Raw genomic sequence first — 25,887 nt, 5'->3', positions numbered from 1 at the left:
AGCATGCAAATTTTATATACTGTTTTATTATATTTGATTCAACCCTTTGTTTGGCTAAGGCTACTTTGGCGTAGCTGTAAAGCGCCCGCTTATCGTAAGCGTTGGCTTGAACGCTATGGTTTTTGCCAAAATAAAGTTGAATCTAACGGTATTTTACTGCATGCCGTATCAGTGGGGGAAACGATTGCCGCTATTCCACTAATCAAAGCATTGCAACAACAATATCCTAATTTACCTATCACTGTGACCACAATGACGCCAACAGGCTCAGAGCGAGTGAAATCGTTACTCGGTGATAGTGTTCATCATGTCTATTTACCTTATGATTTACCTTGCGCAATAAATCGTTTTTTAAAAATAGTTCAGCCAAAATTAGTGATTATTATGGAAACTGAGCTTTGGCCTAATTTTATTTGTCAGTGTTACAAACGAAATATTCCGCTGGTTCTTGCCAACGCTAGATTATCAGAACGATCAGCTAACCGATATCGCAAACTAGGACGAGCGATTAGCCATTTACTATCAAAAATCAGCACCATTGCCGCACAAAATAAGCAAGACGGTGAGCGTTTTGTATCACTGGGTTTGCCGAGTGATCATTTAGCCATAACCGGCAGTATTAAATTTGATATTGATTTAACGGCTCAACAGCAGCAAAAAATTGCAATGCTAAAACAACAATGGCAATTAAATCGCCCTGTCTTTATTGCTGCAAGTACACATAGTGGCGAAGATGAAATCATCTTGTCTGCCTTTGAACGATTATTAAAAACATGCCCTGATTTGTTATTAATCGTTGTTCCCCGCCACCCTGAACGCTTTAAAACCGTCGAAAAATTAATTAATGACCGTGGGTTAAATTATATTAACCGCAGTAGCAACCAAGTTCCGACTAAACAAACACAAGTCATTTTGGGCGATACAATGGGAGAGTTAATAGAACTTTATGGCATTGCCGATATTGCCTTTGTTGGTGGTAGTTTAGTGAAGCATGGTGGGCATAACCCATTAGAGCCAGCACTTCACCACATCCCAATCATTAGTGGCGAGCACTTTTTCAATTTTAAAGTTATTTGTGAACAGCTCATTTCAGCTAACGGGATGATCATTTGTACTAGCTCAGCAGACGCTCTTTATTCAGCGGTTAATACGCTTTTGGAAAATAAAAGTAATAGTCAGCAAATTGGCGAACAGGCATATCAAGTATTAAAACAAAATCAAGGGGCACTAGATCGGCTGCTTAACATTATCAACCATTATCTTTGCGCAAAATAAGGATTGCTTGTGGAAAAAAAACAAGGTCTATTATTGGTTAATTTAGGCACGCCAAGTTCGGCAACGCCAGATGCAATAAAGCAGTATTTAACCGAGTTTTTGCTCGATCGGCATGTGGTTGATTTGCCAAAGCTGTTTTGGTCTCCCATTTTAAAGTACTTTGTGATACCAAAACGAGTACCTTATATTATTCACCATTACCAAAAAATTTGGATAAATGGCGCATCACCTTTATTGCATTATAGCCGATTATTATGTGATAAATTACAACGTCATTTACCGAATATACAATGTGAATTAGCCATGACTTATGGTGAACCGGATATTCAATCGGCATTGAATAACCTTCGATCATGTTCAAAAATTACCGTATTACCACTCTTTCCGCAGTATTCCACAACCACAACTCTTGCAGTACTTGATAAACTCAAACAGATTATTGCCTCTGATCAAATCATTGATAATATCTGTTATATTCGTGATTATGCTGATCATCCAAGCTATATCAATGCACTTTATTTACAAATTAAACAGGCTTTTCAAGATCAAGGAGAACCTGAAGTGCTCGTACTTTCTTATCATGGTATCCCAGAGCGTTATATTCACAAACGAAAAGAGGATTACATTGAACGTTGTGAAATGACCACGCAGTTATTAATCGAAAAATGTCGAGCAAATGGTATAAATCGACCAATCCAAATGGCGTATCAATCAAAATTTGGTAAAGGTAAATGGGTTACGCCAAGTACCAGCGACACACTACAAGCATTGGCACAAAGTGGTGTTAAAAACGTGCACGTCATCTGCCCGGGGTTCTCGGTAGACTGTATTGAAACCCTTTATGAAATTGATGAAGAAAATCGAGAACTGTTTTTTAATGCAGGCGGAAAAACGTTTTATTATATCCCCGCATTAAATGAAAGCGACTTACAGATTAATTTAATCGTAGCGTTAATCAATCATACTCAACCAATTATATTTAAAAACTTATACTCAAACACATAGTTTCCTGAAACTTTTTGACAAAAGCCATTTGACTTAAAAAGATGATACAAAGTTGGTAATTGTTAACGTTCAAATTATTCAAATTTTAAATTAATAAATATTAATGCTAAATAGCTATCTATCTCCCCAATAATTTATGACGTATGATAGGATATTATTAATAATTGAATATCTGAGCACTGAGGAGAAAATTAAGTGAAAATCATCATCATTGGCGCTCAAGCCGCAGGTGCAAGTGCTGCCGCAAAAGCCAAAAGAATGAACCCAGAGGCAACCATCCGTATTTATGAGAAATCGAATATTGTCTCGTTTGGCGCTTGTGGTTTACCCTATTTCATTGGTAACCACTTTACTGATGCCAATGAAATGATATCTCGAACACCAGAACAATTTCAAAAAGATGGTATTGAAATTAAAACGTTACATGAAGTAATGGCGATTGATGTTAATCAAAAAAAATTAACCATTAAAGATCACAATACTGGGCATTGCTTTGATGACAACTACGATAAATTATTACTGGCGGTTGGCGCAAGTCCTATTATGCCTGCTTTTAAAAATGGTCAGCTAAAAAACATTTTTACATTACGCGATCTGCACGATGGATTAGCAATCAAACACGTATTATCAGACCAAAACACCCAAAATGTTATTGTTGTCGGTGCTGGCTATATTGGGCTTGAAATCGCTGAATCGCTGGTCGCCTTACAAAAAAAGGTTAAATTGATCCAATTGGATGACAGAATCCTTGTCGATGCGTTTGATGAACAAATTACCGACCTTATTGAAGAAAATATTAAACAACATTGCGACCTACACTTGCAAGAACGAGTACTTGGCTTTGAAGGCTCACACAGTGTCACGCATGTGATTACCGATAAAGGACGATATCCCGCTGATATGGTTATTATTGCAACAGGAGTAAAACCAAATAGTGATATCTATAAAGATCTTGGCATCAACACACTTGAAAATGGCGCCATAATCACTAACAGCTTAGGGCAAACCAATATTGCCGATATTTATGCCGCTGGCGATTGCGTCGCGCTTTACCATAAAGTTAGCCATTCAATGATATATATCCCGCTCGCCACAGGAGCAAACAAGCTTGGCAAAATTGTAGGCGAAAATTTAGGTGGCGGACATTGCGAATATCCCGGCACAATTGGCACTTCAGCGTTAAAAGTTTTTGATATCGAAGCCGGACGCACTGGTTTAACCGAAAACGAAGCCAAAAAAGCCACAATCCCCTATAAAACTGTCATGGTTAAAGATAAAAATCACAGTAATTATGTTGCTGGACAAACAAGTGTAACAGCAAAACTTATTTATCATGCCGATACGCGCGTGATTTTAGGTGGACAAATAGCCGGTGGGCAGGGCGCGGTATTAAGAGTGAACACGTTAGCAACGGCTATATGGGCGAATGTGAAAATTGATGAATTGGCCATGATGGATTTTCTGTATGCGCCACCTTTTTCCAGACCTTGGGATATTTTAAATATTGCCGGCTCTATAGCCAAATAAGCAGCATTAATGTATTTATAGTTAAACAGCAAGTCATGTGATTAAATATAGATTGTTAACCAGATAATTGAATTATCAAAAGAGAGGCTAATTATGTCAGATGCCATTTTTCAGGGGACTTTTTTTGAAAAGTTCCTATCAATAACTCATTATCAAACCCTCATTGGTATTGGGCTACTTCTCATCTGTTTTTTTGCGGTAATGAAACCGTTACAAGATAAAAAAGTCAATTTTTCAATTCGTATGTTAGTTGGCTTAATCCTTGGTGCTGTGCTTGGCTTAGGCATTCAAGCTGTAGCGGGCTTTCCTGATACATCAACCATTTGGATGCAGGAAACCGCAACATGGTATGGGCTATTTGGTCGAGCATTTATTGCCTTTATCCGAATGCTAGTGATACCACTTATTTTTGTATCGATTGTTAAAGTGATTATCGACTTTTCGGGCAAAAAAAATCTACCTCAAATTGCATTTAGAGGGATTTTTTGGTTACTGTTTACAACAGCCATTGCCTGTACCATCGGTATTTTGCTAGCGAATCTATTTGCTTTAGGTGAAATAAGCTCAAGCCCTGTACATCAAGCCCAAGCAAAACAATACACTAATATTATTGATACCTTTGTGAATCTAATTCCAAGTAATATTATTGCATCAATGGTAAATGAAAACATTGTTGGATTAGTCATTTTCTCGGCTTTAATGGGGCTTGCCGCCAATAGAATGGAAAAGAAGAATCCACAACCTATTGCACTTTTTAAAACATTTATCGAAGCACTTTACAAAATCGTAATGTCCATTGCGATGACAATCATTAAATATATGCCTTACGCAGTCATTGCGTTACTGGCTCGCACTATTATTTCTAATGGAATACCGGCTATTATTCAGGTTTCAAGCTTTGTTGCCGCCATCTATATTGCCACATTGATTATGCTAATTGTGCATGTCGCCATTGTCTCGATTCATGGTATTTCACCAATCATGTTTATCAAAAAAGCATTAGGAACATGGTTATTAGCCTTTACTAGTCGCTCATCAGTTGGCTCACTACCTATGACTATTTCAACGTTAACCGTTCGAATGGGAGTGAATACCGGCACGGCAAATTTAGTCGGCTCACTTGGCAGCACTATGGGAATGAACGGTTGTGCTGGTTTTTTTCCTGCTTTACTTGCCGTGATGGTAGCCCATATGGTTGGCATTGAAACGAATATCCAATTTTATATTATGCTTGTCATTGTGGTAGTTATTGGTTCAATCGGCATCGCCGGCATTCCCGGCACAGCAACTGTTGCCGCAACCGTTGTTTTATCTGGTATGGGGATGGCTGAATACTTCCCATTAATTGGGATGGTTTTAGCCGTGGATCCAATTATTGATATGGCAAGAACTTTAGCCAATGTATCTGGCGCCATGACAGCGGCTGTGGCAACTGATCGTGAAATTGGCCTTATGGATATGGCTGTGTATAACGATCCTAATATCACCCTTGAAAATGAGCCGTCAGAAGTTTGACGGCAATAACTATTTCAAAAAAGGGAATATTCACTCTGTTTTAACGCATCGGCTATGATTTGTTTGTAACAAAGCATAGCCTTGCATCTCTGTTTACCTCATTAACCTCACTCATTTATCGGCATATTGTGATGCTAGATTAATCGCAATATCAACCTTTGGATGCGATAAAATATTAGTTGAAAAATTACAATAAATAACACGAATAATTCCTATCCTTACGCAACGAAATGAGTTCATTAAGAACCTTTAATAAACCATTTAATCGTATACCTACATTTTTATCTTATTGATTAGTTTAATACTGACAAAGGGCGATTGATATCGAGCTATAGCAATAACTTTTGAGCGAACATATTCAATAGAAAAAGAGAAAAACATCGCAGCTTGAAGCAAATAACTAATCTTGCCATTTTTATAAACAAAAATTTATACTCATTATGATAATATTATTTATATAGCCTTTCTTATGCAATTGAGGGCGTTTTTTATTACTTTTTAATAAATATAACAATGATAATACATCGTTTATTATACATAAGGAGAGATTGTGGATATTGATGAGTTATGCCAACGTTATAGAGCAGGAGAAAGGTTTAAATATGTATATTTTTGGGGGCATAACCAAAGAGAGCCTTCCTCTATAATTACCAAAGCTTGCTTTAGCCAATGGTACCCTAGCGGATTTATTGTTGATGATATTTATTATGCTACAGCAGAACATTATATGATGGCAGCGAAAGCAAGATTATTTGATGATAAAAAGATATTACAAGAAATTCTTAAAGCTAACAGCCCAGGCCTTGCTAAGTCATTGGGGCGCCAAGTCAGAGGATTTGTTGATAAAACATGGGATGAACAATGTTTATCTATTGTTATAGAGGGTAACTTCGCTAAATTTTCTCAGAATCGACAATTAGCTGATTTTTTATCATCAACTCAACAAAGAGTTTTAGTTGAAGCCAGTCCCGTTGATAAAATTTGGGGAATCGGTTTAGCGCAAGATACTCCTAATATAGATAATCCTTTGACATGGCAAGGTAAAAATTTATTAGGCTTTGCCTTGATGGCGGTTCGCCAACAATTGAAATCATATTAATTGGTTATTAAAAATAGCTAATTAGAATTTTTGGATTTATTGATTTTGAGACTCAATGATTGATAATTTAATATTATTTCTTTGATATTATGAAACGTTTTATACTCAAACATAGGTTATTTTATTACAATTTGTAATAAGAAGTAAATATAATGGCTCGATGCATAACACGATGTGACCAGAATAAAATTTGTAGCAATAAGTATAAAAAAGCAATATTTTTGATAGAAATATTGCTTTTTGATTTTTCGTTAACCTAAAAGTAACGCATCATCAGTAACTTTTTCACCGCGCGTTTTTTCAAACATATCTAATAAATCAGTTACAGTTAATTTAGCTCGTTGTTCTCCAGATACATCAAGCACTACTTGCCCTTGATGAAGCATCACTGTTCTAGTGCCATACTCTAATGCTTGTTTCATTGAATGAGTCACCATCATGGCCGTTAATTGATTTTTTGAAACAATTTCATTGGTGAGTTCTAAAACAAACTGTGCAGTTTTGGGATCAAGTGCTGCTGTATGTTCATCAAGCAATAATATTTTAGATGGCTGTAAAGTTGACATTAACAAACTAATAGCTTGCCTTTGACCACCAGAAAGTAATCCCATCATATCTGATAACCGATTTTCAAGACCTAAATTTAATGTGTCCAATTTTTCTTTAAATATTGATCTGATTTCGTAATTAAGAGCTGAAGATAGCCTAAAACGATGTCCACGATTATAAGCGATAGCAAGATTTTCTTCGATAGTTAAATTTTCACAAGTTCCAACCATAGGATCTTGGAATACACGAGCCACCATACCAGCTCTTTTCCATGCTGGCCAGCGAGTTACATTTTGACCATTAATGACAATATGGCCTGAGTCAACAAGTAAATCGCCACTAATCACATTAAGCAACGAACTTTTCCCCGCTCCATTACTGCCTATAATAGTGACAAATTCGCCCTGACTAATATTGAGATTTAACCCTCGTAAGACATGATTTTCAATAGGAGTACCTCGATTAAAGGTTAATTGCAATTGTTCTACTTTAATCATGCTTACTTCCCTCTTATCTTAGCGTGTTTTTTTAATTGCTTAGGCACAACTAGAGCTAGCACAACAAGTATTGCTGTGATTAGATTGAGATCTTCTGTTCCGACACCGATTTCTTGTAAAAACTCATTACTAAGTGCAAAAGCAATGAATAAACGATATAAAATAGAACCGAAAATAACGGCTAGCATCACAGCCCAAATACGTTTAGCTGGGAATAGGCTTTCACCAATAATAATCGAGGCAAGACCAATTACAATTGTACCAACACCAATGGTAATATCAGCACTACCTTGCGTTTGCACAAAAAGGGATCCACCTAACGCAATTAAACCATTTGAGATGGCCATACCCAAAATGGTTATGCTATCTGTCGGTATGCCTTGAGATTTTGCCATTCGAGGATTAGTCCCTGTTGCTCTTAAGGCTAGTCCTTTTTGGGTACTTAAAAATAGATTTAGTAACATCCAAAATACAAGCACAAATCCTAATATCATAAGGGGTTGTACAAAATATTGATTACTGTAGTCTTCAGCAATAAATGGTGAAAATATTGTTTTGGCATCAAGTAAAGAAAGATTAGGTGAACCAGCTAGTCGAGTTGTTTCATCCATCACATAAGGCCCTATACCTAATATCCTTAAATTAATAGAATAGAGCCCTATCATAACAATAATACTTGATAATAATTGAAGAATATTGAGCTTCACATACAGTATTCCTGTCATGGCACCAGCAAAACAGCCAGCAAGCATACCAAATAATGTTGCGATCCAAGGATCGATGCCTACATAAATGCACAATCCACATACTGCGCCACCAAGAGGGAAGCTCGCATCTGCGGTAAGATCGGGAAAATCAAGTAAACGGAAGGAGATAAATACACCTAAACTTACTAGTGCATAAATAAGTCCTATTCCAATTGAGCCTAATAAAAATTCAAAAGACATGAAAAAATCCATTAAAGTTAATCGCCAAAGTTGGCGATTGAGTTAGAAAATAGTAAATTTATTTTTCGACAATTTTGGTCGCTGATTTTAATACATTTTCAGATAATATAACACCTTGCCGTTCAGCCGCTTTTTTATTTATTGTTAATTGAGTGATATTGCCTACTTGTGGTGCAATATCGCCTGGATTTTCACCATTAAGTATGCGGATAACAATTTTACCAGCTTGGCGACCAAGATCATAATAACTCATACCTAAAGCGGCAATTGCGCCACGTTCTGCCGATTCAGGATTAGAAGCAATAAGTGGGATTTTACTTTCATTAGCCACTTTAGCTAAAGCTTCATAAGCAGAAACTACGTTATTATCAGTAGTAGTATAAATCATATCTACCTTACCTTTTAAACTTCTCGCTGCTGTTGATATATCAGAAGTGCGCTGGGCTGGAGCGGCAATAATTTTCATACCTCGTTTTTCTAGTTCAACCTGCAATTGTTTTAGTATGAGGGTTGAATTAGTTTCGCTTGGACTATAAACATAACCAACATTTTTAGCATCAGGTTTAATTTTTAGCATCAGGTCAATTTGAGCATCAAGTGATAAGGCATCAGATACACCTGTCACATTTGTTTTTGATGCATCCCAACTTGGTGTTAATTTGGCTACCACTGGATCGGTAACGGCAGTGAAAACTATCGGAATGCGTTTTGTTGTCGCAACTAATGCTTGTGAACTTGGCGTGGCTATTCCGACGATAACATCTGGTTTACTTGCTACAAATTGTTTCGCAATTTGGGCCGCATTGGCACTACTACCTTGTGCGCTTGAAAATTGTAATTTTAAATTTTCTCCCGCAATGTAACCATTGTCCTTTAACTCATCTTCAACACCTTTGCGTACATTATCTAATGCTGGGTGTTCAACGATTGCTGTAATAGCAACAAATTTTTGTTCAGTTTTAGGATCAGCTGAAGAGTAGAATGCTGCAAACGATAAACTAAGTAGCATAAAAAGTTTAATAATAGAATTACGCATAAGGCACTCCTGTAATATTTTTTTTACAACCAAGCTAAATGTTGAGCTACTATAAAGCAAAAATAGATAATTTTCTAGCGTAAAAACCGTTATAACTGTAAATATTTTATTACACTTATCAGTAATTTGCTGTCATATCGGCATACTATGTTAAGTGATACTAATCTAGTTATTGGATGGCAAGAATTATAGGTTATATTAATTGGTTAAAAGGGGGGGGGATTTGTACCATTTTCCCTTTGCCCACTTCACTAAATGAGCAAAGTTCTTGATTTATTCTAGTGGAGTTGGGCTTAATTATTGCCTATGACTTTGTAAGCGGATTGAATAACGTCAGAAGGCAAGGTTATTCCTTGTTTTTTAGCAGCTTCAATATTGATGACAAGGCGTAGGGCTTGCCCTATTTCTGGGGTAATACTTCCTGGCTTTTCACCTTTTAATATTCGAACAACTAGTTTACCTGATTGACGTCCTACATCATAGTAACTCATACCATATGCTGCAACAGCTCCGCGTTCGATTGCATCAGGGAACGAAGCTAAAAGTGGGATTTTATTTTCATTCGCAAATTTGACTAAAGACTCATAAGCTGAAACAACATTGTTATCGGTTGTTGTATAGATTAAATCAACTTTACCTTTTAATGTATTAACAGCTGTTGAAATATCCGCAGTTCGTTGGGCAGGCACTGCAAACAAAGCAATATTTTGTTGAGATAAAAGCTTTTGTAGATTTTTTAACACGACAGTTGAATTAATTTCGCTTGGGCTATAAATATAGCCTACCGATTTGACATTAGGGACGATTTTCTTCATAAAGTCGATTTGTGGACCCATCTCTTGATAATCAGAGACACCGGTGATGTTTGTGCCTGTTGGTTGCCAGTTTTTAACTAATTTAGCCGCGATAGGGTCGGTAATGCCGGAAAATACGACTGGGATTTGTTTGGTTGCAGCGGCAGTTGCTTGAGCGCTTGGTGTTGCAATTGCCACAATGACGTCTGGTTTAGTGGCGACAAATTGTCTAGCTATTTGGGCTGCTGTAGCACTGCTTCCTTGTGCACTTTTATATTGCACCGTTAAATTGTCGTTTAACTTATAGCCGTTTTCTGCCAATTCATCTTTAACACCATCACGAATTTGATCTAATGAAGGATGTTCAACAATCGCCGTAATAGCGACATTTTTTATTGTATTTGCGAAACTCAAAAAAGGTGTAAACAAAATTATGATTAATAAAATAAAGCGTTTCATAAGTCGAACTCGTAAACTAGTACAATGGTTCTATTCTAGCTTTATTAATCAAAAAAGTTAAGTTGTATTTGTTAATTAATTATTATATAAACTAATACCATCATCGCAATATAATTTAAATAATTAATTATTTTGAATAAATTTTATATGCTGATCCCCATAAAACTTATTTTTTATAGGTATCAGTATATAAGTTTTTTATTTAGCAAATATAAAAGGGTTTATACCACTTTTTGCAAAACCTTCTTCTTCTGTTTTAATATCTAATATCAATGAGGCAATATCATCAGCGATGGCTTCAATATGAGGGTCTTTGTCTTGATCAAGTATTTTTAGATAACTATGGCAAACGTCACAACACTCAGTTTTTGTTGCTGCGAGTTCCTTTTCTAGTGAGAGATATTGTATGTCTTTCATGTTATCGCAACAAGTACATTTAACTCTAGGTACATACCATTCACTTTCACATAAACTACAGTGCAAATAGCGCAAACCATTGTGGCTACCTAATTGAATCACGCTAGCTGTTGGCATGCTATTACAAACAGGACACAACCAAAGTTTATCGGTATTTTCTGCGATAGCTTTACCTTTAATCTGGCTGGCAAGTTGGCAATAATAAACCGATAATGATGACCAAATAAATATTGTTTCATTGCCATCGACTCGATCAAATTCTCCTTTAAGTAAATGCAATGCTTTATCTTGTAATTCTAGAGAACTATTTTTTTTTAGCTGATCTATGACTAAAGTGATTTGCTGCGTTGTATCAGAAAATGAGTTCAATAATGCAGTTAAGTAATCTTGCCAAGTGTTTTGAAGTGGTAAATTAGCTAAACTAAGTGGCGGGTGATCGCTGTTTAATAAACACGATACATCAATATCTATAGGCTTATTTTTAATTAAATTCGCTTGTTTTTCAGCGATTATTGCACAAAATTTCAAATAATCACTAATAGGACTATTGTTTGCAAGGCTCGTTAAACGCTCTGCTCGACGAATATACAGCGTTTTAGGCGATGGATAAAAGAGTAATGGAATTTGTTTAATAACTGAGTTTGTCGCTTGTAGTTCAAGTTGATCTTGAGGGATGATTTTGATACTCATTATAAATGCTCATTGATTGTGATTTCACTTATCACTGATTTTTACTTTTAAGATAACTCCGCTGATAGTAACTATCAGCGGAAAATACAATTACAGATAGAGGTGAACGACTATGCTGGCTTGTGCTCAACGTCTGTAGATTCAGCTTCAGATTTGGCCTTTGCATTTAGTTCATTTTGATAAACTTTTTCCATTTCTTCCTCATACCAAGTAGAATGATTTTTTCGTGCCCAAGCACGTGATACGTAACCTGTTATCATCCCTTTAATAGAGCCTTTAACCCAAATTGCCATATAAGCATGGCCAATAGCAAGTAAAATTAAAGCAATAGCGGCAAACGAGTGGAAGAATATCGCAATACGTACAACCTGTACTGGAAAATAATCAGAAATATATCGGCGCCACATGATTAGCCCAGTAATACACAATACAAAAATTAAGCTCATAATGCACCAGAATAAAAACTTCTGACCGACATTATACTTGCCAATTGGAATACCTTCTTCTTTGCCCATAATGACGCTTTTAAAGTTTTTTAACCATACAATATCTTGTTTGTTAGGTATATTATGACGAGCAAGCTTTAAAAACATAAACATCAGTAAGACAAAAACAACACAACCAATAATTGGGTGTAATGCCCTCACTAATTGTGGTGTACCAAGGAATAAACCAAACAGTTTAATTGATGGAAAAAACAGGGATAAGCCCGATAGTGCAGTAAGAATAAATAGACACACCATACACCAGTGACAAAAACGAACAATAAGTGGTGTTCTTAAAATCATGCCTTTTTTATTCATGTTGATTCTCCTGTTGTGATGAATTAGCACTATTTTTGCGACCAAAAACGGGTAATCCTAAACGTTTTCGCGCTTGCCTATCAGCTTGTTCTTCTTGTTCTATGTCATCTTCATCCACTTCAATTGCACCAACCCCCATGTAATGAAAAAGCAACCCTCCAAATGTTGCAACAAATGCAGCTGCGGATAACGGTTTCCAAATACCTTTCCAAAATTTGACGATTTCACTAATGTGAGGGTCTTTTGGTAGGCCGTGATACAGCTCTGGTTGATCAGCATGGTGTAAAACATACATAACGTGAGTACCACCAACACCTTGAGGATCATAAAGACCAGCATGTTCAAAACCGCGTTTTTTCAAGTCTACAATTCGATTTTCAGCATGACGAATCATATCTTGTTTAGTACCAAAGTGAATAGCACCAGTTGGACAGGTTTTAACGCAAGCAGGCTCTTGCCCAACCGCAACGCGATCCACACATAAAGTACATTTGTAAGAATGATTATCTTCTTTACTAATTCGAGGAATATTGAACGGGCAACCTGCGACACAATAACCACAACCAATACAGTGTTCCGATTGAAAATCAACAATACCATTGGCGTATTGAATAATAGCGCCTTCTGATGGGCAGGCTTTCAAACAACCAGGATCAGAACAGTGCATACAGCCATCTTTACGAATCAGCCATTCAAATTTGCCGTTAACCTCAACTTCTGAATACCGCATCACTGTCCATGCTTTCGGCTCTAAATCAGCCGGATTATCATAAACGCCGACAGTATTACCCACTTCGGCACGAAGATCATTCCATTCGCTACACGCAACTTGACAAGCCTTACAGCCAATACATGTGGTTACATCAATTAATTTAGCCACTTCTTGTTGGTAGTCGCGTGCTCGTGGCGCTGGCGTTAACGAATTGGTTCCCGAGCGGCGAATAATATCTTGTGTTTGTAATGACATAATTTATCTTCCTCCCTATGCCGCACTGGTCACTTTTTCAATATTGACTAAGAATGATTTATATTCTGGCGTTTGTGAATTGGCATCACCTAAATGTGGCGTTAATTCATTCACCAAAAATCCTTTCTTCGTCTGACCTGTGAATCCCCAAACAATAGGAATTCCAATAGTCTCGATTTCTTTACCATCAACAGTTAATGTCGGAAGGCGCTTTGTCACAACAGCTTTAGCTTTGATATAACCGCGATATGAAGTCACTTTTACGGTATCGCCTAGTTTTATGCCTTTTTTATTGGCTAAGTTTTCGCTAAGCTCAATAAACTGTTCTGGCTGAGTAATAGAAGCCAGTCTGGCATGTTGAGTCCAAAAATGGAAATGTTCAGTGATACTGTAAGTGGTACCAACATAAGGAAATTCACTGGCATTTCCTAAACGAGCCAAATCCTCTTTAAATGCGCGCGCCACAGGGCTGCTCACTTGATTTGGATGTAATGGATTATTGGTAATTGGTGTTTCAAACGGTTCATAATGCTCAGGGAACGGACCATCGACTAATCGATTTAAACAAAACAATCCGCCTAAACCATCGTTATTCATAATAAAAGCTCCCGCTCCAGCACTTGGTGATAACGTTGCGGTAAAATCAGGAACATCATTACCGTCCCAGCTTGAACCATTCCATTTTACCAGTACGCGTTTGGGATCCCATGGCTTGCCGTTTTCATCCGCTGAAGCACGATTATAAAGTACACGCCGATTCATCGGCCATGCCCAAGCCCATCCGGCATGAATACCTTTACCTGACGGGTCGCTAGGATCGCGCCTTGCCATTTGGTTACCTTGCTCTGTCCATGAACCGCAAAATATCCATATTCCTGATGAAGTTGTTCCATCTGCTTTTAATTGAGAAAAACCACTTAATAGCTGACCTTTTTTAAGGATAACATTGCCATTGGCATCGGTGAGATCAGCAAGGGCTCGCCCATTATAATCTTGCGCTAGCTCTTCTGCAGCAGGGCCTTCTGGATTTTGATAATTCCAAACTAAGTTATTGATTGGCTCATGATATGCCCCCCCTTCTTCGGCATATAACTCTTTCATTCTAAGAAAGATACGAGCGATGATTTCTGGATCATATAATGACTCATAAGGCGGTCTTGCTGCAGCCCAGTGCCACTGCAGTAAACGCGAAGAGTTAACGATAGTTCCATTTTCTTCAGCAAAACAGTTTACAGGAAGCCTAAAAACTTCTGTCTGGATTTGGCTTGGATCGACATCATTCGATTCACCATGATTTTTCCAAAACTCTGCCGTTTCAGTTGGCATAGGGTCAATGCTCACTAAAAACTTCAAGTTGGATAATCCGTTACGGATACTATTTTTATCTGGTAGCGCTGCAAGGGGATTGAAACCTTGGCAAATAAGACCATTGGCTTGACCATCACGCATCATTTTACTGAATCTTAATACATCATAGGTTTTATCCCATTTTGGTAACCAGTCAAATCCCCAATTGTTATCTTGAGTTGATTTATCACCATACATTGATTTCATAAAACTGACAAAGAATTTTGGGTAATTAGCCCAAAAATTAACTTCGTCTGGTCCTAGAGGTTTGGGCGTTTTTTCCTCTAAATACTGTTCGAGTGAAACTTGAGAATCTTTAGGTAAATCAAGATAAGCGGGCAGGCGATTTGATAATAAACCAACATCAGTTAAACCTTGAATATTGGAATGGCCTCGTAATGCATTAATTCCACCACCCATTACGCCAATATTACCTAAGATAAGCTGAATCATCGCAGCCGTACGAATAATTTGTGAACCATAAGTATGCTGAGTCCATCCTAATGCATATAAAAAGGTGGCTGCTCTATCATGGGTTTTGGTACTTGCAAGTGAGCGACAAACATGTAAAAAACCTTCAATTGGGCTTCCTGTCACTTTATTTACCATTTCAGGCGTATAACGACTGACATGGTTTTTAAGTAGATTCCACACGCAGCGAGGATGGCTGAGTGTTTTATCTCGAAGCGCATAACCATTTTCATCTTTTTGATATGCCCAACTGGTTGGATCATATTGGCGATTAGCTGAATCATAACCGCTAAATAACCCACTATTGGCATCAAAATTAAAATCATCACGAACAATTAAACTTGCATTACTATGGGTCACTAAATAGTCAAAGTTAACTTCGTTATTGGTAATAAGATAATTAATAATACCGAGCAAAAATGCAATATCAGATCCTGAGCGAATCGGTACATAGTGATCGGCAACCGAAGCCGTTCGATGAAAACGTGGGTCAATGGCAATCAGTTCTGCACCATTATTAATTTTTGCTTCTATGGCCCATTTAAAACCAACAGGATGAGCTTCGGCCGCATTCCCCCCCATTACAATAACAACATTGGCATTTTTAATATCATTCCAATTGTTAGTCATAGCACCGCGACCAAAAGTGGCGGCTAAACTTGATACAGAAGGACCATGACAAACCCTTGCTTGGGTTTCAAGGCTTAGCATGCCTAATGCACGTGCAACTTTAAATGCCAGCCAACCTGTTTCATTACTCGCAGCAGAGGTAACAAGCCAGCCTGTTGTTGTCCAGCGATTAACTGTCGTTCCTTGTTCGTTTTTTTCAATAAAGTTTTTATCTCGGTCAGCTTTCATTAAGCGAGCAATGCGGTCAACAGCTTCATCCCAACTAATTTTTTGCCATTTATCAGAGCCTGGAGCGCGGTATTCAGGGTATTTGACGCGTTGTTCACTTTTGATATAGTCAAGTACACCAGCGCCTTTAGGACAAAGCGAACCTCGACTAACAGGATGATCTGGATCACCTTCAACGTGGAATATGGATGATTCAGCATTTTTTGCACCATCTCCACGGCTATAAAGTAGCATTCCACAGCCAACTGAACAGTAAGTACAGTTATTACGGGTTTCTTTTGATTTGAGTAATTTAAATTGGCGAGTTTGTGCGAGCGCCATATTAGGAGCTAGTCCTAGTGTGGCAACCGTTGTTCCTGCCATACCACCAGCGCAGATCTTAAAGAACTGTCTACGGTTAAATAGCATATGGACTCCTTAAAAAGCTGACATTACATTATTTGATTTGTTATATTGGAATCTATTAACATCCCTATAATTTGTAATGATAATCTTTAATGACATGGAAATAAAGGGAAAAACAGATATGAATTCATAAAGTTTGACATATATCAAAAAAATAAATTTATGACAGCCTGATTTATGTTGAATATACTCAAAAATGATATTGATATAAAAAATTTCAGGTAACACGGCATTTTAGTATAAAAACGCAATTTTATTATCGCCAATTTAAAACATTAACTAAGATAGGCTGATTATCATATGTTTTACCAAATAGAAACTGTGACTTCTCAATTAATCATGAAACGGTATAGAATCCTGAATATTTTTTACAAAAATATAATTTAACAAGTAAATACTACGTCTTTATTAAAGTCCCAATCGCTTTCAGATTTCCCAGTCATTTGCGGTCAGGCGAATTTCTGGTATTGTTTATTGATACAATGATGATCATACGTTTTACCAAATAGAGACTGTGACTTCTTAATTAATCATGAAACGGTATAGAATCCTGAATATTTTTTACAAAAAATATAATTTAACTAGTGAACAGTTGTGTAAGTGCCCCATAAAGAGTACAAAACTGGCGGATAAAATCATGCTGAATGTTTTATACGCAATGGATTCTTCAACTTTAACTAGACGTTTAATGCCATCATTGATGGTTTAATATTCCTTTTTATGGGTTACGGCGACGAACAGCTTCAATAGGGCTTTTTTAGCATGTTATCAATTGAATAATTATATTAGTTTGATTAACTCATTTTTAAACTAACACTAAAAATAAGAATAAGGTTTGGGTATACGGCGTTTTTTCGGGGTTTTCTTTTTCTGTGGCTTGAGCTGCCATTGAGAATAATCCGTGACGTAAATTTCATTAAGTTTTAAATCATAGGGGATATCTTCTAAATTGTCAGCGATTTCATCATAAGGTGAAGGTAGTGTAAAAGATAGACCATAATCATCATCAACAATCAACATACCAAGTAAGAGGTGTCGAAACTTAGTAAGATAGCATAGTTCTTCCATGGTAATGCCAGCATATAACTCATTTTGATATTTATTCAAATATTTGCCTTGATAATTTTGGTTGCATCCTATTCCAATAATGTTGCCGTCAAATGTGGTAGTGATTGTCAATGTGCCATCGTTTAACGAATAGAAGCACCATCTATTTTGCTCACTAGGTGGAGAATACAATTCACATTCTTGACACTTAATGTCAAAACGTTGATACATTTCATCCATATAGCTGAGAATGTTATCACCTATTTGAATATTTCCTATTGATTTATAGCTAATAATGTTAGCATTCAATGCGATCATGACTTACCACCCTGACATTTGTCCATCGTCATCTAATATTTTAATCTCAGTCTGACTTCTTATCCATGTAAATAACTGAGCTAAATCTTTTTCGATCCTAGGCGGATGAGCACTTATTTCAATAAAAATTTGAGTATCTTCCAAAAATAGTCTGACATCGAACAATCTACTCTTATCATTATCCCAATATGATGAGCCTGATAAACAGTATGCGCTATTTTTAGCAATATAAGTGGGTAATGATAAAATTTTATTGGCAATCTCACAGGCATTTTGCTGATACCATGTGTGATTCATAAATACTAATCTAAACTCGGCTGACATTGAGTGGTGTTATCCCCATCATAATAAGTTTTATTACTAAAACGTATGGCTAAGTATTTGATATCCATTATTCAATAACTAAATAGTTAATCACCAGTAACACGTAATTGTTTAATATTTTTTTGTTTAAGCGTGATGATCATCCGTTGCAGTTCAGGAGTAAAATTTTCAATTTGTGGCATAATTTGCGTTAAATCAGTTATCAATATTGCCAAATTGCTAGCATTAAACACAACATTAACGGTGTAATAGTCACGAATTTTTTTTAATTGTTTAAGGCTCTTCCAGCAGGTTGATGTACTAAATATTTTTCCATGGAGATCTTCGCTCATGGTGAATGTTGCCGATTGCTGATTGTCAAAGTCGATAATAAAATCTAGCGCCATAAATTTAAATACCTTATTAGACAGTGAATAATAAGATATTATCTTATATATTTACAAAATAGTTTGGGTAATATTTTAGGTTTTACCATAATTATCAGACAGCTAATGGGCTGTTAGATGAAAAGGTTTATTCAGTTTTTTAGCTAATTTTTTTACACATTCCCTAGCTGCGGTTTTGTAATTGATTGCATTTTCATAGGATTCATTTTTATCAACATGTTCTTCAAATGTTTTAAGTGCACCTAAAAAACGAGCAGCAACAATAGTAAATTCATTATTGATCCAACAAGCAAAAATTGTTGAAGCAAACCCTTCAAGATTTTTATAATAAACAATATTTTCGATTTTTTCGATATCTAAAATCAATACATGATTTACCTGTAAACTTTCTGGTAATCGTTTAATATCTGTCGCATCAATGTATAAAGTTCCATTTACGGTTAAATTTTCAGGCAAGGTATTAATTTTTAGATTTTGTAAACTTAAATAACCTCCAACTGATAAATTTTCTGATAATTTATTGATTTGCGTGTGAAATAAATCTAGATCACCACCTACAGTCAGATTACGTGGTAATGTTCTAATTTCGGTATTTTCAAGTTCTAAACTTCCAGAAACAGAAAGGTCTTCAGGCAGGTTTGTTAATTTAGTGCCACTTAATGCTAACTTACCATTAATAGAGAAATTTTCCGGTAAACTTGTGATATTTGTATATCTTAAATCTAATCCTCCACCAATTGATAAATATGTTGGTAATACTTCAATTTGAGTATCGTATAAATTTAAATTTCCCTTAACTGTGATATGTTCAGGTAATGTTTTTATCTTAGTATATTGCAAAATTAAGTTACCAAGTACGATTAAATTATCAGGTAATGATTCTATTTTTGATGAGTCTAAATCTAAATTGCCTCCACAAAAAAAAGTGTTAGGTAATGTTTTAATATCGCTGTAAGCTAAATATAAATCACCACCAACTGATAGATTATCAGGCAATGTTTGGATATGGGTATAACTTAAATTTAGATTACCACCAATCACTAAATTTTGAGGTAATTCTTCTATATGTGAATGAGCTAAATTTAGATGTCCACTAATTGATAAATTATTAGGAAGTGCCTTAATATTTGTATGATATAAGTCCACATTACCATCAATGATTATTTTATTGTTTTTAATAAAATAATTTATTCCCTTTTTTTTAAGTAATATGATAAATTTTTCCACCACTTATTTCCTTTCTTTGTCAATGTTTTAAATGGTATATTGTGTCAATAACTCAGTGTTTTCAGAATAGCTTTAATGATTAGTACTGTTTTTGTTTTAACGCTATTGCTGCTGTCCTGCTTCAAAATGGTAGTGTTCCATTGAGGCACAAGTAAAAGATTCAATAAAAGCAGGCTTGGTATGCCACGTTTGTTTGGCAGTAAACAAATCATTAGCAATCGCCCAATCATACACCCCAGTATTCACTGGATAACGGGTTAACACACCAGTTAATTGATGTTTTTCAATCCAAGTTTTAGCTTCAGTTAACGAGGTGAATACACCAGCAGGAAAACTTGCACCTGCACCATTAAATACCCATATTTCGTTCATTTTTTGCTATCCTATCTGATCCATTCTCATTGCAACATAGTATTATGTAATAAAATTAATATGTGATTTAATACATGACAACAATTTAAGAGAAATGTTGTCGACAATAGTCGACTCAAAATTATCAATATTATCTTGATATTCCATCACTTTATCCATGCCATAATTTGAGTAAACAAAGCAAGTTACATGTATCTTATTATTTGTTAGGCGAATATTAACAATATCATTATCAAATAGTTCCATACTGTTAATTGATAATTTGAAACGCAGATAAATTCGCTGTTTTAAGATATTAACATGCACATAACTAGCCATATCCGTTAATTTAAACTGCCTAGCAATATTCGATTGTAAAAAAATCCCTATTTGATTAAGTCTATTCGATAAGTGTGATAGCAAATCAACTGTTTTTTTATTGTCAAAAATCATCATACTTGAATACTATAAAAGATTAACTTACTTACGCTATCGGTGACCAAAAACAAAGTACATAATTTTTTAGCTAGCTTAATTAGCGTATTGTAAGAAAGCATCGTTTTCAAAATAAAAGACAAAAGAGCTAAATAAATCCTCTAATGTTGGATTATCTAATTCATTGTTAGCCACACTAATAATATCTTCAATCTCGGCTTTTTCTAGGGTTGGTATCCAACCTTCTTGTATAGCTTGTTTAGGCAGGTTTGAATCACAATCATCTAAAATATCTTCATCCTCAAGACTAAAAATTCCTTGGGTATCAAGTGTCCAAGATGAGTGATCAGCGGGAAGATAAAAAAAACTGTATGGCATGTTTTCTATGTTAGAAAGCATATCTCGTATAGTAATAAAATTCATCATTTTCTCCAAAAAATTAATATCTTTTCAATATGTAGATATCAGTGTAATGGCATATTAAATGATTGTCAGTATATCTCAATAAGTAATGTATTCATTTAATCACCATCAGCAATAATAACTTCTTTTTCACGCACGGCTTGCTTAAGCCACATGATTAGCTTTGGATTTCGTTGTCGTGATGTTTTGTAACAAGTTAATTAATATTCTTTGATGATTAGGATAGATTCTACATCGACCATAAGCATCAATTATGATGCCAGTTTTCCGCTTTAAATCGATAAAAGCTTGCTCAAGTAATTGCTCTTTTTTATCACTTAAAACAAGAGATGGCTTACTGTCTTTTTGATCTGATAAGTAGGAAAAATCTAGCATCTTTTATATTCCTTGATATTAGTAATGCGTTGATTATTCTTGGTTACATAAATTAAGAATATATTGAGGTGTCTTTTTTCGATAACGTATGCTCTGTTTTAAACCGATGGAGCCTTGCCTTACACATTTTAGCAGATCCTCATCACTAATAATAAAATCACTATCTTCCAGAAAAATATCAATCACTGCTTCGGCAAATGAATCTGGAATATAATTTAAGGCAAAGTTAAAAATACGATTTTTTGCGTCGTTATGTTGTAATATTGATTCAATGATGATCGATGCATTTTGCTGCCACTTTTCGGCAAACCATAGAAAATCTTGCTCATTGAACGTATCTTGCAGAATGATTTTAGCTACCATTTCGCCTCTTTAATAATATTGTAAGGTAAATAGAATTGTTATTTAAAGATAAATCCTAACTCACAACAACGATCATCGCTATATTGATTACCAATATGCAAAAAATATATAGATAATTCATTATAAATGATTTTTCATCTTAACAACTATCTAGTATTTCAATACAAAGATTTTAGTATTTTATCTATTTAAGTGGTATTTTATTCTTTTTGATCAAAAAATAGCGTTGGGAAGAAATTGGACGGGAGATGTAAGGTAAATATCTAAGTGCAAACTGAAAGGTTTTTATAGGTTTGTTAAAAAGTTCGAGCAACCAACCATCAGAATCCTTAAGCGACATAAATTCAAAACTTATCGTATTATCGGATAAAATTTTAATATCATCAATACCATACCCAGCAAACCAAGAAGAGTAGCCACCGCCAATTCTAGCTCGATCGACAATTTTATTCCTTTTTAAATCAAGTAAATAAATAGATAAAATCTCTTCCCAAGCGTCACCATTTTGCGACACAAAAAGTAAGATATAATCATCATTATAACTAAAAGCCGCTTCTAAATAGCCCCCTTTCAGTTTTTCATTACAGCCAACACCATCAACTTCAACTAGTAATAGATTTCGCCAGGTTTTCTGAGAGGTAAAGGCTTTACTATAACATTGGATATCATTTGTATCATACTTTATCCTAAAAAGCTTATTTGTTATTTAAAATATCAATAGAAAGCCTATCAACATTAAACTTAATAAAATCATCACTTAAGTAAGAAAAATCATAAAATAAATCATCTTGAAACACAAGATTCGATAGTACTACTCTATTTTCAAATAGATAACCATTAATATGATGAACAAAAGTATCAGCTTGTTGCATAATAGAAAAATGCTTATCTCTAGATAGTTCAGGATTTATCTCGTCAATAAAACACAAATTAAGTTCTAATAGATAAATATTGCCATGATTTAGCGCACAAGCGGAAGAATTGATAAAACAGCAAAGTTGATATTGACCAAAATCAAAAGTAGCCTGCTCCTCAATATATGGATCTATAGCAATTAGCTTTGCATAATATTTCATTGTTTTTCCATGATTCTAGTATAGGAACTGGTTGAATAGTAAAAATAGTTACGTATTTATTTCTCATCTTCATATGAATTTGATACTAAAAATATCCATATTATCACGTTAGTTTGCAAAGCAAATATATTCTGCCAAAATAATAATTTATATAGTATTATTTTAAATAGAATAAATTTTAGCTTATTGCATATTAGCAGTGATGGTAAGATAACTAGGCAATAAATAATCTTATCTTCATGACCAAAACTAATGCCATTTTGTTTGATTTTAACTAGTAGGTGATCGCATAATTAGGCGATAATGATAGAACATTCAGACGCATGAGATCACTAAAATTCAGTTGTATTATTCTATATTTATTTTGCTGTGTAATAGCATGATATTGATTTACTAATTGTGTAAAATAAATAATGTTATATAAAAAATGAACTTAATATCTTTATCACTTTTCCCAAATCAAAATATTATTTTTGATCCTTTTGCTGGCCCCAATTGATCTATATCAATACCAATAGAGCCTAAATAATCTATCATTTGTTGATACAAATTGAATTCATGAATTTCATCAATAATTGTTTCATGTTCGTCGAAAAAATCCACACCATCTACTAATTTTATAACTTCGTAAAGAACCCTATACTTTTGATTTTTAAAATTTATTGCAATAGTGGTAAATTGCGAAGCATTATTGGGCAGATCATCGATAATTGTTGTTTGTAATGTTCGCCCTAATCGAATATATTCATCTTTAGTATATTTCATATAACCATAACCTTATTATTCAATATGATTTTAGTACCTAACAGGTTTGTCATCATTTTAATAGGCGCTAAGGCATAAAAATAACATCATTTACTCTGTCTGATACGTTTTATACAATGCTATTTCAGCCGATATACATTGGCTAAACCTGTAATTTAAATTCTTTATTACGTCACCTTCTGTATAACAATAGACCATAGGATCATCATGTCTATCCATAAAGAATAGACTTGAATAACCTTGATGTAATAAAAAAGCGTAGAGATTATTGGGAATAGAAATATTGTTTTCAGCCATTAAGACTAAAGTTCCTTGGTTTATATCTTCAATTTCATGAAATAACACGGCTGTACCGAGCATAAAATCACCCGCATTAACCCCCAGTTTTGACAGAAAAATTTTATAATATTCAGGAAGATGACCATATTGGCGTTCAAGTTGAGCCAATTGTTGGTCATTATAGCCTTTTATCACAAACCCTTTGGATATCAAAATAGCAATTAATTCATTGATTTGATGATTAAATTCTGGTTTATTCATTTTAATTTTAGTTTTATTTCTCTAGCTGGTAGATATCTTTAACTTGCAGTTGCATTTTAAAACAGCCGAGAGCGCTTAGAGCCAAACTACAAATACTATCAGTATGATTTATTTTTTCGACATAAATAAAATGCCCAATATCGTCATTTTATTGAGTAAATTACTAAGCGCAGTTGCCGCTATGTAGAAAAACACTGGATTGTTTGCACTTCATGATTAAAATAATCTTCTAAAAAAACATAAGGCGTTTTACTCGAAATCCTTTTATGTAGTTTAACCGTATTATAAACGTTAATAAACTACTTAACCTTTTCATTTTCTATATTTTATAACAACTATTTGCTGATTATACACATCACCATTAAAGTGCGTGTCACGCTTTCTACTTTTCCATTCGATTGAAGAAAAGTATATTAAATAACTTTTTGATTTATAAAATGATTACTACATTTTTTAACTAATAGACGCCTAGCCCTTAATATTCTCATCATTATCCAAATAAATATATTCCGTGGTTAAAAGCATTGGGCTAACACACCATATTCAATCTGGCTTTTAGCTCGTTATAAATGGTTAAACGTTTAGCCAAATTGGTGACAAATATTTTTCTTTATCTATACTCATTACAGTAATTTCTCAAATTATTGTAAATAACACCATTAATTCCTACAATAATAGAATATATTAGGGAAAAATGTTGGGAATAAATAAATGAAGTACTGTGTTAAAAATAAATAAATCACAGTTAATGAAAATCTAATTCAGAAAAAAATTTAAACTCGTCGATAAAATTTTGCTATTAGTCATAGTTAGATTTAACACATTCAAAAATCGACATATTACCTGACAGTAATATTTAGTTTAAATAATAGCAAAAATAGGGATGACAAAAGTGACTCAAAATCGAGCCATATATTGCAAATCAAAATATTCAGCTAGCTATAAACTATAAAGATTTTTTTGATGATAGAAAAATATAAAAAGAGAAATTGAAAGTCCTTACAAAGAAAAAACACGCAAATAAACGATTGAAATTATGAAATAGGATTGATTTTATGCCGGCATTATCTGAATATTCAAACATATCAAACACTGCACTCAATATATTAGATAAAAAAGGGTACCAAATTTGGTATGACGAAAGGTTAAAAATATACTGTGCTGAAAAGAATGGTTGGGATTTCATGGCAGATTCTCCATCAGGTTTGTTAGGTTTAATTAGCATTTATGAGTTTAAAAAACCCACTATATATAAAGAATATTGGTGGAAAGATGATGATAAAAACTTACTCAATAATTTAAGAAAAAAACCTAAATACACATCAGTAACAGATAAAAATATAAGATAGATTAAAGTTAAGTTCAAGCTACTACAGATAAAGCAACTCGGTATATTTTTTTACATATAATAAAATAATGATATAAAAAATAAACCGTTAAAAGCAAAAAAGCCCAGCATCACTGCTGGGCTCTCTCAAATTTAAAAGTCTGGCGGCCCCCTACTCTCACATGGGTAATACCCACACTACCATCGGCACTACGGCGTTTCACTTCTGAGTTCGGCATGGGGTCAGGTGGGACCACCGCGCTATTACC

The 25,887-nt window shown here is 34.8% G+C and carries 27 protein-coding genes and 1 rRNA gene; 6 read left to right on the top strand and 22 right to left on the bottom strand.

From position 1 onward, the window contains the following. Positions 1-3: 3 nt before the first annotated feature. The 5 genes from waaA to ACYIAL_RS09865 all read left to right on the top strand — a co-directional run bounded on the left by waaA (position 4) and on the right by ACYIAL_RS09865 (position 6,421). Positions 4-1,275 (top strand): lipid IV(A) 3-deoxy-D-manno-octulosonic acid transferase, encoded by a 1,272-nt coding sequence (gene waaA / locus ACYIAL_RS09885; protein ID WP_483751586.1) that lies wholly within the window; start codon positions 4-6, stop codon positions 1,273-1,275. Positions 1,276-1,284: 9 nt separating this feature from the next. Beyond that, positions 1,285-2,280: a ferrochelatase gene (gene hemH / locus ACYIAL_RS09880; protein WP_483751585.1), complete on the top strand. Its 996-nt coding sequence runs from the start codon at positions 1,285-1,287 to the stop codon at positions 2,278-2,280. A 195-nt stretch (positions 2,281-2,475) separates the two neighbouring features. Then, a complete protein-coding gene (locus ACYIAL_RS09875) occupies positions 2,476-3,807 on the top strand; it encodes a CoA-disulfide reductase (protein WP_483751584.1) in 1,332 nt (443 codons plus the stop codon). 93 nt (positions 3,808-3,900) lie between these two features. After that, positions 3,901-5,322, top strand: a complete 1,422-nt coding sequence (locus ACYIAL_RS09870; protein WP_483751583.1) for a cation:dicarboxylate symporter family transporter — start codon at positions 3,901-3,903, stop codon at positions 5,320-5,322. Between the two features lie 550 nt (positions 5,323-5,872). Continuing rightward, entirely contained in the window at positions 5,873-6,421 is a 549-nt protein-coding gene (locus ACYIAL_RS09865; RefSeq protein WP_483751582.1) for an NADAR family protein, read from the top strand. A 251-nt stretch (positions 6,422-6,672) separates the two neighbouring features. Here the strand turns inward: ACYIAL_RS09865 and ACYIAL_RS09860 are convergent, their stop codons facing one another. From ACYIAL_RS09860 to ACYIAL_RS09760, 21 genes are all read right to left on the bottom strand, one after another. Continuing rightward, a complete protein-coding gene (locus tag ACYIAL_RS09860; RefSeq protein ID WP_483751581.1) occupies positions 6,673-7,467 on the bottom strand; it encodes an ABC transporter ATP-binding protein in 795 nt (264 codons plus the stop codon). Positions 7,468-7,469: 2 nt separating this feature from the next. Further along, a complete protein-coding gene (locus tag ACYIAL_RS09855) occupies positions 7,470-8,414 on the bottom strand; it encodes an ABC transporter permease (RefSeq protein WP_174797724.1) in 945 nt (314 codons plus the stop codon). A 58-nt stretch (positions 8,415-8,472) separates the two neighbouring features. Then, positions 8,473-9,450 (bottom strand): ABC transporter substrate-binding protein, encoded by a 978-nt coding sequence (locus ACYIAL_RS09850; protein WP_483751580.1) that lies wholly within the window; start codon positions 9,448-9,450, stop codon positions 8,473-8,475. A gap of 293 nt (positions 9,451-9,743) precedes the next feature. Then, positions 9,744-10,703 (bottom strand): ABC transporter substrate-binding protein, encoded by a 960-nt coding sequence (locus ACYIAL_RS09845; RefSeq protein ID WP_174797723.1) that lies wholly within the window; start codon positions 10,701-10,703, stop codon positions 9,744-9,746. A gap of 198 nt (positions 10,704-10,901) precedes the next feature. After that, on the bottom strand, positions 10,902-11,810 hold the full coding sequence (fdhE, locus tag ACYIAL_RS09840; protein WP_483751579.1) for a formate dehydrogenase accessory protein FdhE: 909 nt from the start codon (positions 11,808-11,810) through the stop codon (positions 10,902-10,904). A 110-nt stretch (positions 11,811-11,920) separates the two neighbouring features. After that, the gene (locus ACYIAL_RS09835) at positions 11,921-12,613 is read right to left on the bottom strand and encodes a formate dehydrogenase subunit gamma (protein ID WP_174797721.1); all 693 of its coding nucleotides are present in this window, start codon (positions 12,611-12,613) and stop codon (positions 11,921-11,923) included. Next, positions 12,606-13,580 (bottom strand): formate dehydrogenase subunit beta, encoded by a 975-nt coding sequence (gene fdxH / locus ACYIAL_RS09830; RefSeq protein WP_174797720.1) that lies wholly within the window; start codon positions 13,578-13,580, stop codon positions 12,606-12,608. Before fdxH ends, ACYIAL_RS09835 begins: the two co-directional genes overlap by 8 nt. Before the next feature lie 15 nt (positions 13,581-13,595). After that, positions 13,596-16,664, bottom strand: a complete 3,069-nt coding sequence (gene fdnG / locus ACYIAL_RS09825; protein ID WP_483748421.1) for a formate dehydrogenase-N subunit alpha — start codon at positions 16,662-16,664, stop codon at positions 13,596-13,598. Positions 16,665-17,477: 813 nt separating this feature from the next. Continuing rightward, positions 17,478-18,026 (bottom strand): hypothetical protein, encoded by a 549-nt coding sequence (locus ACYIAL_RS09820; RefSeq protein WP_174797718.1) that lies wholly within the window; start codon positions 18,024-18,026, stop codon positions 17,478-17,480. Between the two features lie 3 nt (positions 18,027-18,029). Beyond that, positions 18,030-18,323: a hypothetical protein gene (locus tag ACYIAL_RS09815; protein ID WP_483751578.1), complete on the bottom strand. Its 294-nt coding sequence runs from the start codon at positions 18,321-18,323 to the stop codon at positions 18,030-18,032. A 113-nt stretch (positions 18,324-18,436) separates the two neighbouring features. After that, positions 18,437-18,736: a hypothetical protein gene (locus ACYIAL_RS09810; RefSeq protein ID WP_483751577.1), complete on the bottom strand. Its 300-nt coding sequence runs from the start codon at positions 18,734-18,736 to the stop codon at positions 18,437-18,439. 102 nt (positions 18,737-18,838) lie between these two features. Further along, complete coding sequence (locus ACYIAL_RS09805; RefSeq protein WP_483751576.1) at positions 18,839-19,963, bottom strand: hypothetical protein; 1,125 nt, start codon at positions 19,961-19,963, stop codon at positions 18,839-18,841. 102 nt (positions 19,964-20,065) lie between these two features. Then, a complete protein-coding gene (locus ACYIAL_RS09800) occupies positions 20,066-20,335 on the bottom strand; it encodes a DUF7710 domain-containing protein (protein ID WP_174797715.1) in 270 nt (89 codons plus the stop codon). Between the two features lie 42 nt (positions 20,336-20,377). Continuing rightward, complete coding sequence (locus ACYIAL_RS09795; RefSeq protein ID WP_483751575.1) at positions 20,378-20,770, bottom strand: hypothetical protein; 393 nt, start codon at positions 20,768-20,770, stop codon at positions 20,378-20,380. 75 nt (positions 20,771-20,845) lie between these two features. After that, entirely contained in the window at positions 20,846-21,175 is a 330-nt protein-coding gene (locus tag ACYIAL_RS09790; protein ID WP_483751574.1) for a DUF7716 domain-containing protein, read from the bottom strand. Between the two features lie 141 nt (positions 21,176-21,316). Then, the gene (locus ACYIAL_RS09785) at positions 21,317-21,547 is read right to left on the bottom strand and encodes a hypothetical protein (RefSeq protein ID WP_483751573.1); all 231 of its coding nucleotides are present in this window, start codon (positions 21,545-21,547) and stop codon (positions 21,317-21,319) included. 33 nt (positions 21,548-21,580) lie between these two features. Then, the gene (locus ACYIAL_RS09780) at positions 21,581-21,910 is read right to left on the bottom strand and encodes a hypothetical protein (protein WP_174797711.1); all 330 of its coding nucleotides are present in this window, start codon (positions 21,908-21,910) and stop codon (positions 21,581-21,583) included. A 184-nt stretch (positions 21,911-22,094) separates the two neighbouring features. Further along, positions 22,095-22,424: a hypothetical protein gene (locus ACYIAL_RS09775; protein ID WP_483751572.1), complete on the bottom strand. Its 330-nt coding sequence runs from the start codon at positions 22,422-22,424 to the stop codon at positions 22,095-22,097. Between the two features lie 181 nt (positions 22,425-22,605). Continuing rightward, the gene (locus tag ACYIAL_RS09770) at positions 22,606-22,986 is read right to left on the bottom strand and encodes a hypothetical protein (RefSeq protein ID WP_483751571.1); all 381 of its coding nucleotides are present in this window, start codon (positions 22,984-22,986) and stop codon (positions 22,606-22,608) included. A gap of 459 nt (positions 22,987-23,445) precedes the next feature. Next, complete coding sequence (locus ACYIAL_RS09765) at positions 23,446-23,751, bottom strand: hypothetical protein (RefSeq protein ID WP_483751570.1); 306 nt, start codon at positions 23,749-23,751, stop codon at positions 23,446-23,448. A gap of 90 nt (positions 23,752-23,841) precedes the next feature. Then, positions 23,842-24,291, bottom strand: coding sequence for an SMI1/KNR4 family protein (locus ACYIAL_RS09760; protein ID WP_483751569.1), 450 nt, complete (start codon positions 24,289-24,291; stop codon positions 23,842-23,844). 1,055 nt (positions 24,292-25,346) lie between these two features. Between ACYIAL_RS09760 and ACYIAL_RS09755 the strand changes: the two genes are divergently transcribed. Beyond that, complete coding sequence (locus ACYIAL_RS09755; RefSeq protein ID WP_483751568.1) at positions 25,347-25,640, top strand: hypothetical protein; 294 nt, start codon at positions 25,347-25,349, stop codon at positions 25,638-25,640. 137 nt (positions 25,641-25,777) lie between these two features. Here ACYIAL_RS09755 and rrf read toward each other — a convergent pair. Beyond that, positions 25,778-25,887 (bottom strand): 5S ribosomal RNA (gene rrf / locus ACYIAL_RS09750); the annotation flags it as partial.

Source organism: Gilliamella sp. X-57, from assembly GCF_057063565.1.
This window is presented reverse-complemented; position numbering and strand designations above follow the sequence as displayed.

What these genes read in the sequence shown, in the direction of transcription:
- ACYIAL_RS09780 (WP_174797711.1), bottom strand. Translation starts at nt 21,910, where the DNA reads ATGGTAGCTAAAATCATTCTGCAAGATACGTTCAATGAGCAAGATTTT.
- ACYIAL_RS09860 (WP_483751581.1), bottom strand. Translation starts at nt 7,467, where the DNA reads ATGATTAAAGTAGAACAATTGCAATTAACCTTTAATCGAGGTACTCCT.
- ACYIAL_RS09850 (WP_483751580.1), bottom strand. Translation starts at nt 9,450, where the DNA reads ATGCGTAATTCTATTATTAAACTTTTTATGCTACTTAGTTTATCGTTT.
- ACYIAL_RS09765 (WP_483751570.1), bottom strand. Translation starts at nt 23,751, where the DNA reads ATGAAATATACTAAAGATGAATATATTCGATTAGGGCGAACATTACAA.
- ACYIAL_RS09785 (WP_483751573.1), bottom strand. Translation starts at nt 21,547, where the DNA reads ATGCTAGATTTTTCCTACTTATCAGATCAAAAAGACAGTAAGCCATCT.
- ACYIAL_RS09800 (WP_174797715.1), bottom strand. Translation starts at nt 20,335, where the DNA reads ATGAACGAAATATGGGTATTTAATGGTGCAGGTGCAAGTTTTCCTGCT.
- fdhE (WP_483751579.1), bottom strand. Translation starts at nt 11,810, where the DNA reads ATGAGTATCAAAATCATCCCTCAAGATCAACTTGAACTACAAGCGACA.
- ACYIAL_RS09815 (WP_483751578.1), bottom strand. Translation starts at nt 18,323, where the DNA reads ATGAATCACACATGGTATCAGCAAAATGCCTGTGAGATTGCCAATAAA.
- fdxH (WP_174797720.1), bottom strand. Translation starts at nt 13,580, where the DNA reads ATGTCATTACAAACACAAGATATTATTCGCCGCTCGGGAACCAATTCG.
- ACYIAL_RS09845 (WP_174797723.1), bottom strand. Translation starts at nt 10,703, where the DNA reads ATGAAACGCTTTATTTTATTAATCATAATTTTGTTTACACCTTTTTTG.
- waaA (WP_483751586.1), top strand. Translation starts at nt 4, where the DNA reads ATGCAAATTTTATATACTGTTTTATTATATTTGATTCAACCCTTTGTT.
- ACYIAL_RS09810 (WP_483751577.1), bottom strand. Translation starts at nt 18,736, where the DNA reads ATGGCGCTAGATTTTATTATCGACTTTGACAATCAGCAATCGGCAACA.
- ACYIAL_RS09820 (WP_174797718.1), bottom strand. Translation starts at nt 18,026, where the DNA reads ATGATCGCATTGAATGCTAACATTATTAGCTATAAATCAATAGGAAAT.
- ACYIAL_RS09855 (WP_174797724.1), bottom strand. Translation starts at nt 8,414, where the DNA reads ATGTCTTTTGAATTTTTATTAGGCTCAATTGGAATAGGACTTATTTAT.
- ACYIAL_RS09870 (WP_483751583.1), top strand. Translation starts at nt 3,901, where the DNA reads ATGTCAGATGCCATTTTTCAGGGGACTTTTTTTGAAAAGTTCCTATCA.
- ACYIAL_RS09790 (WP_483751574.1), bottom strand. Translation starts at nt 21,175, where the DNA reads ATGATGAATTTTATTACTATACGAGATATGCTTTCTAACATAGAAAAC.
- fdnG (WP_483748421.1), bottom strand. Translation starts at nt 16,664, where the DNA reads ATGCTATTTAACCGTAGACAGTTCTTTAAGATCTGCGCTGGTGGTATG.
- ACYIAL_RS09795 (WP_483751575.1), bottom strand. Translation starts at nt 20,770, where the DNA reads ATGATGATTTTTGACAATAAAAAAACAGTTGATTTGCTATCACACTTA.
- ACYIAL_RS09770 (WP_483751571.1), bottom strand. Translation starts at nt 22,986, where the DNA reads ATGAAATATTATGCAAAGCTAATTGCTATAGATCCATATATTGAGGAG.
- ACYIAL_RS09760 (WP_483751569.1), bottom strand. Translation starts at nt 24,291, where the DNA reads ATGAATAAACCAGAATTTAATCATCAAATCAATGAATTAATTGCTATT.
- ACYIAL_RS09835 (WP_174797721.1), bottom strand. Translation starts at nt 12,613, where the DNA reads ATGAATAAAAAAGGCATGATTTTAAGAACACCACTTATTGTTCGTTTT.
- ACYIAL_RS09755 (WP_483751568.1), top strand. Translation starts at nt 25,347, where the DNA reads ATGCCGGCATTATCTGAATATTCAAACATATCAAACACTGCACTCAAT.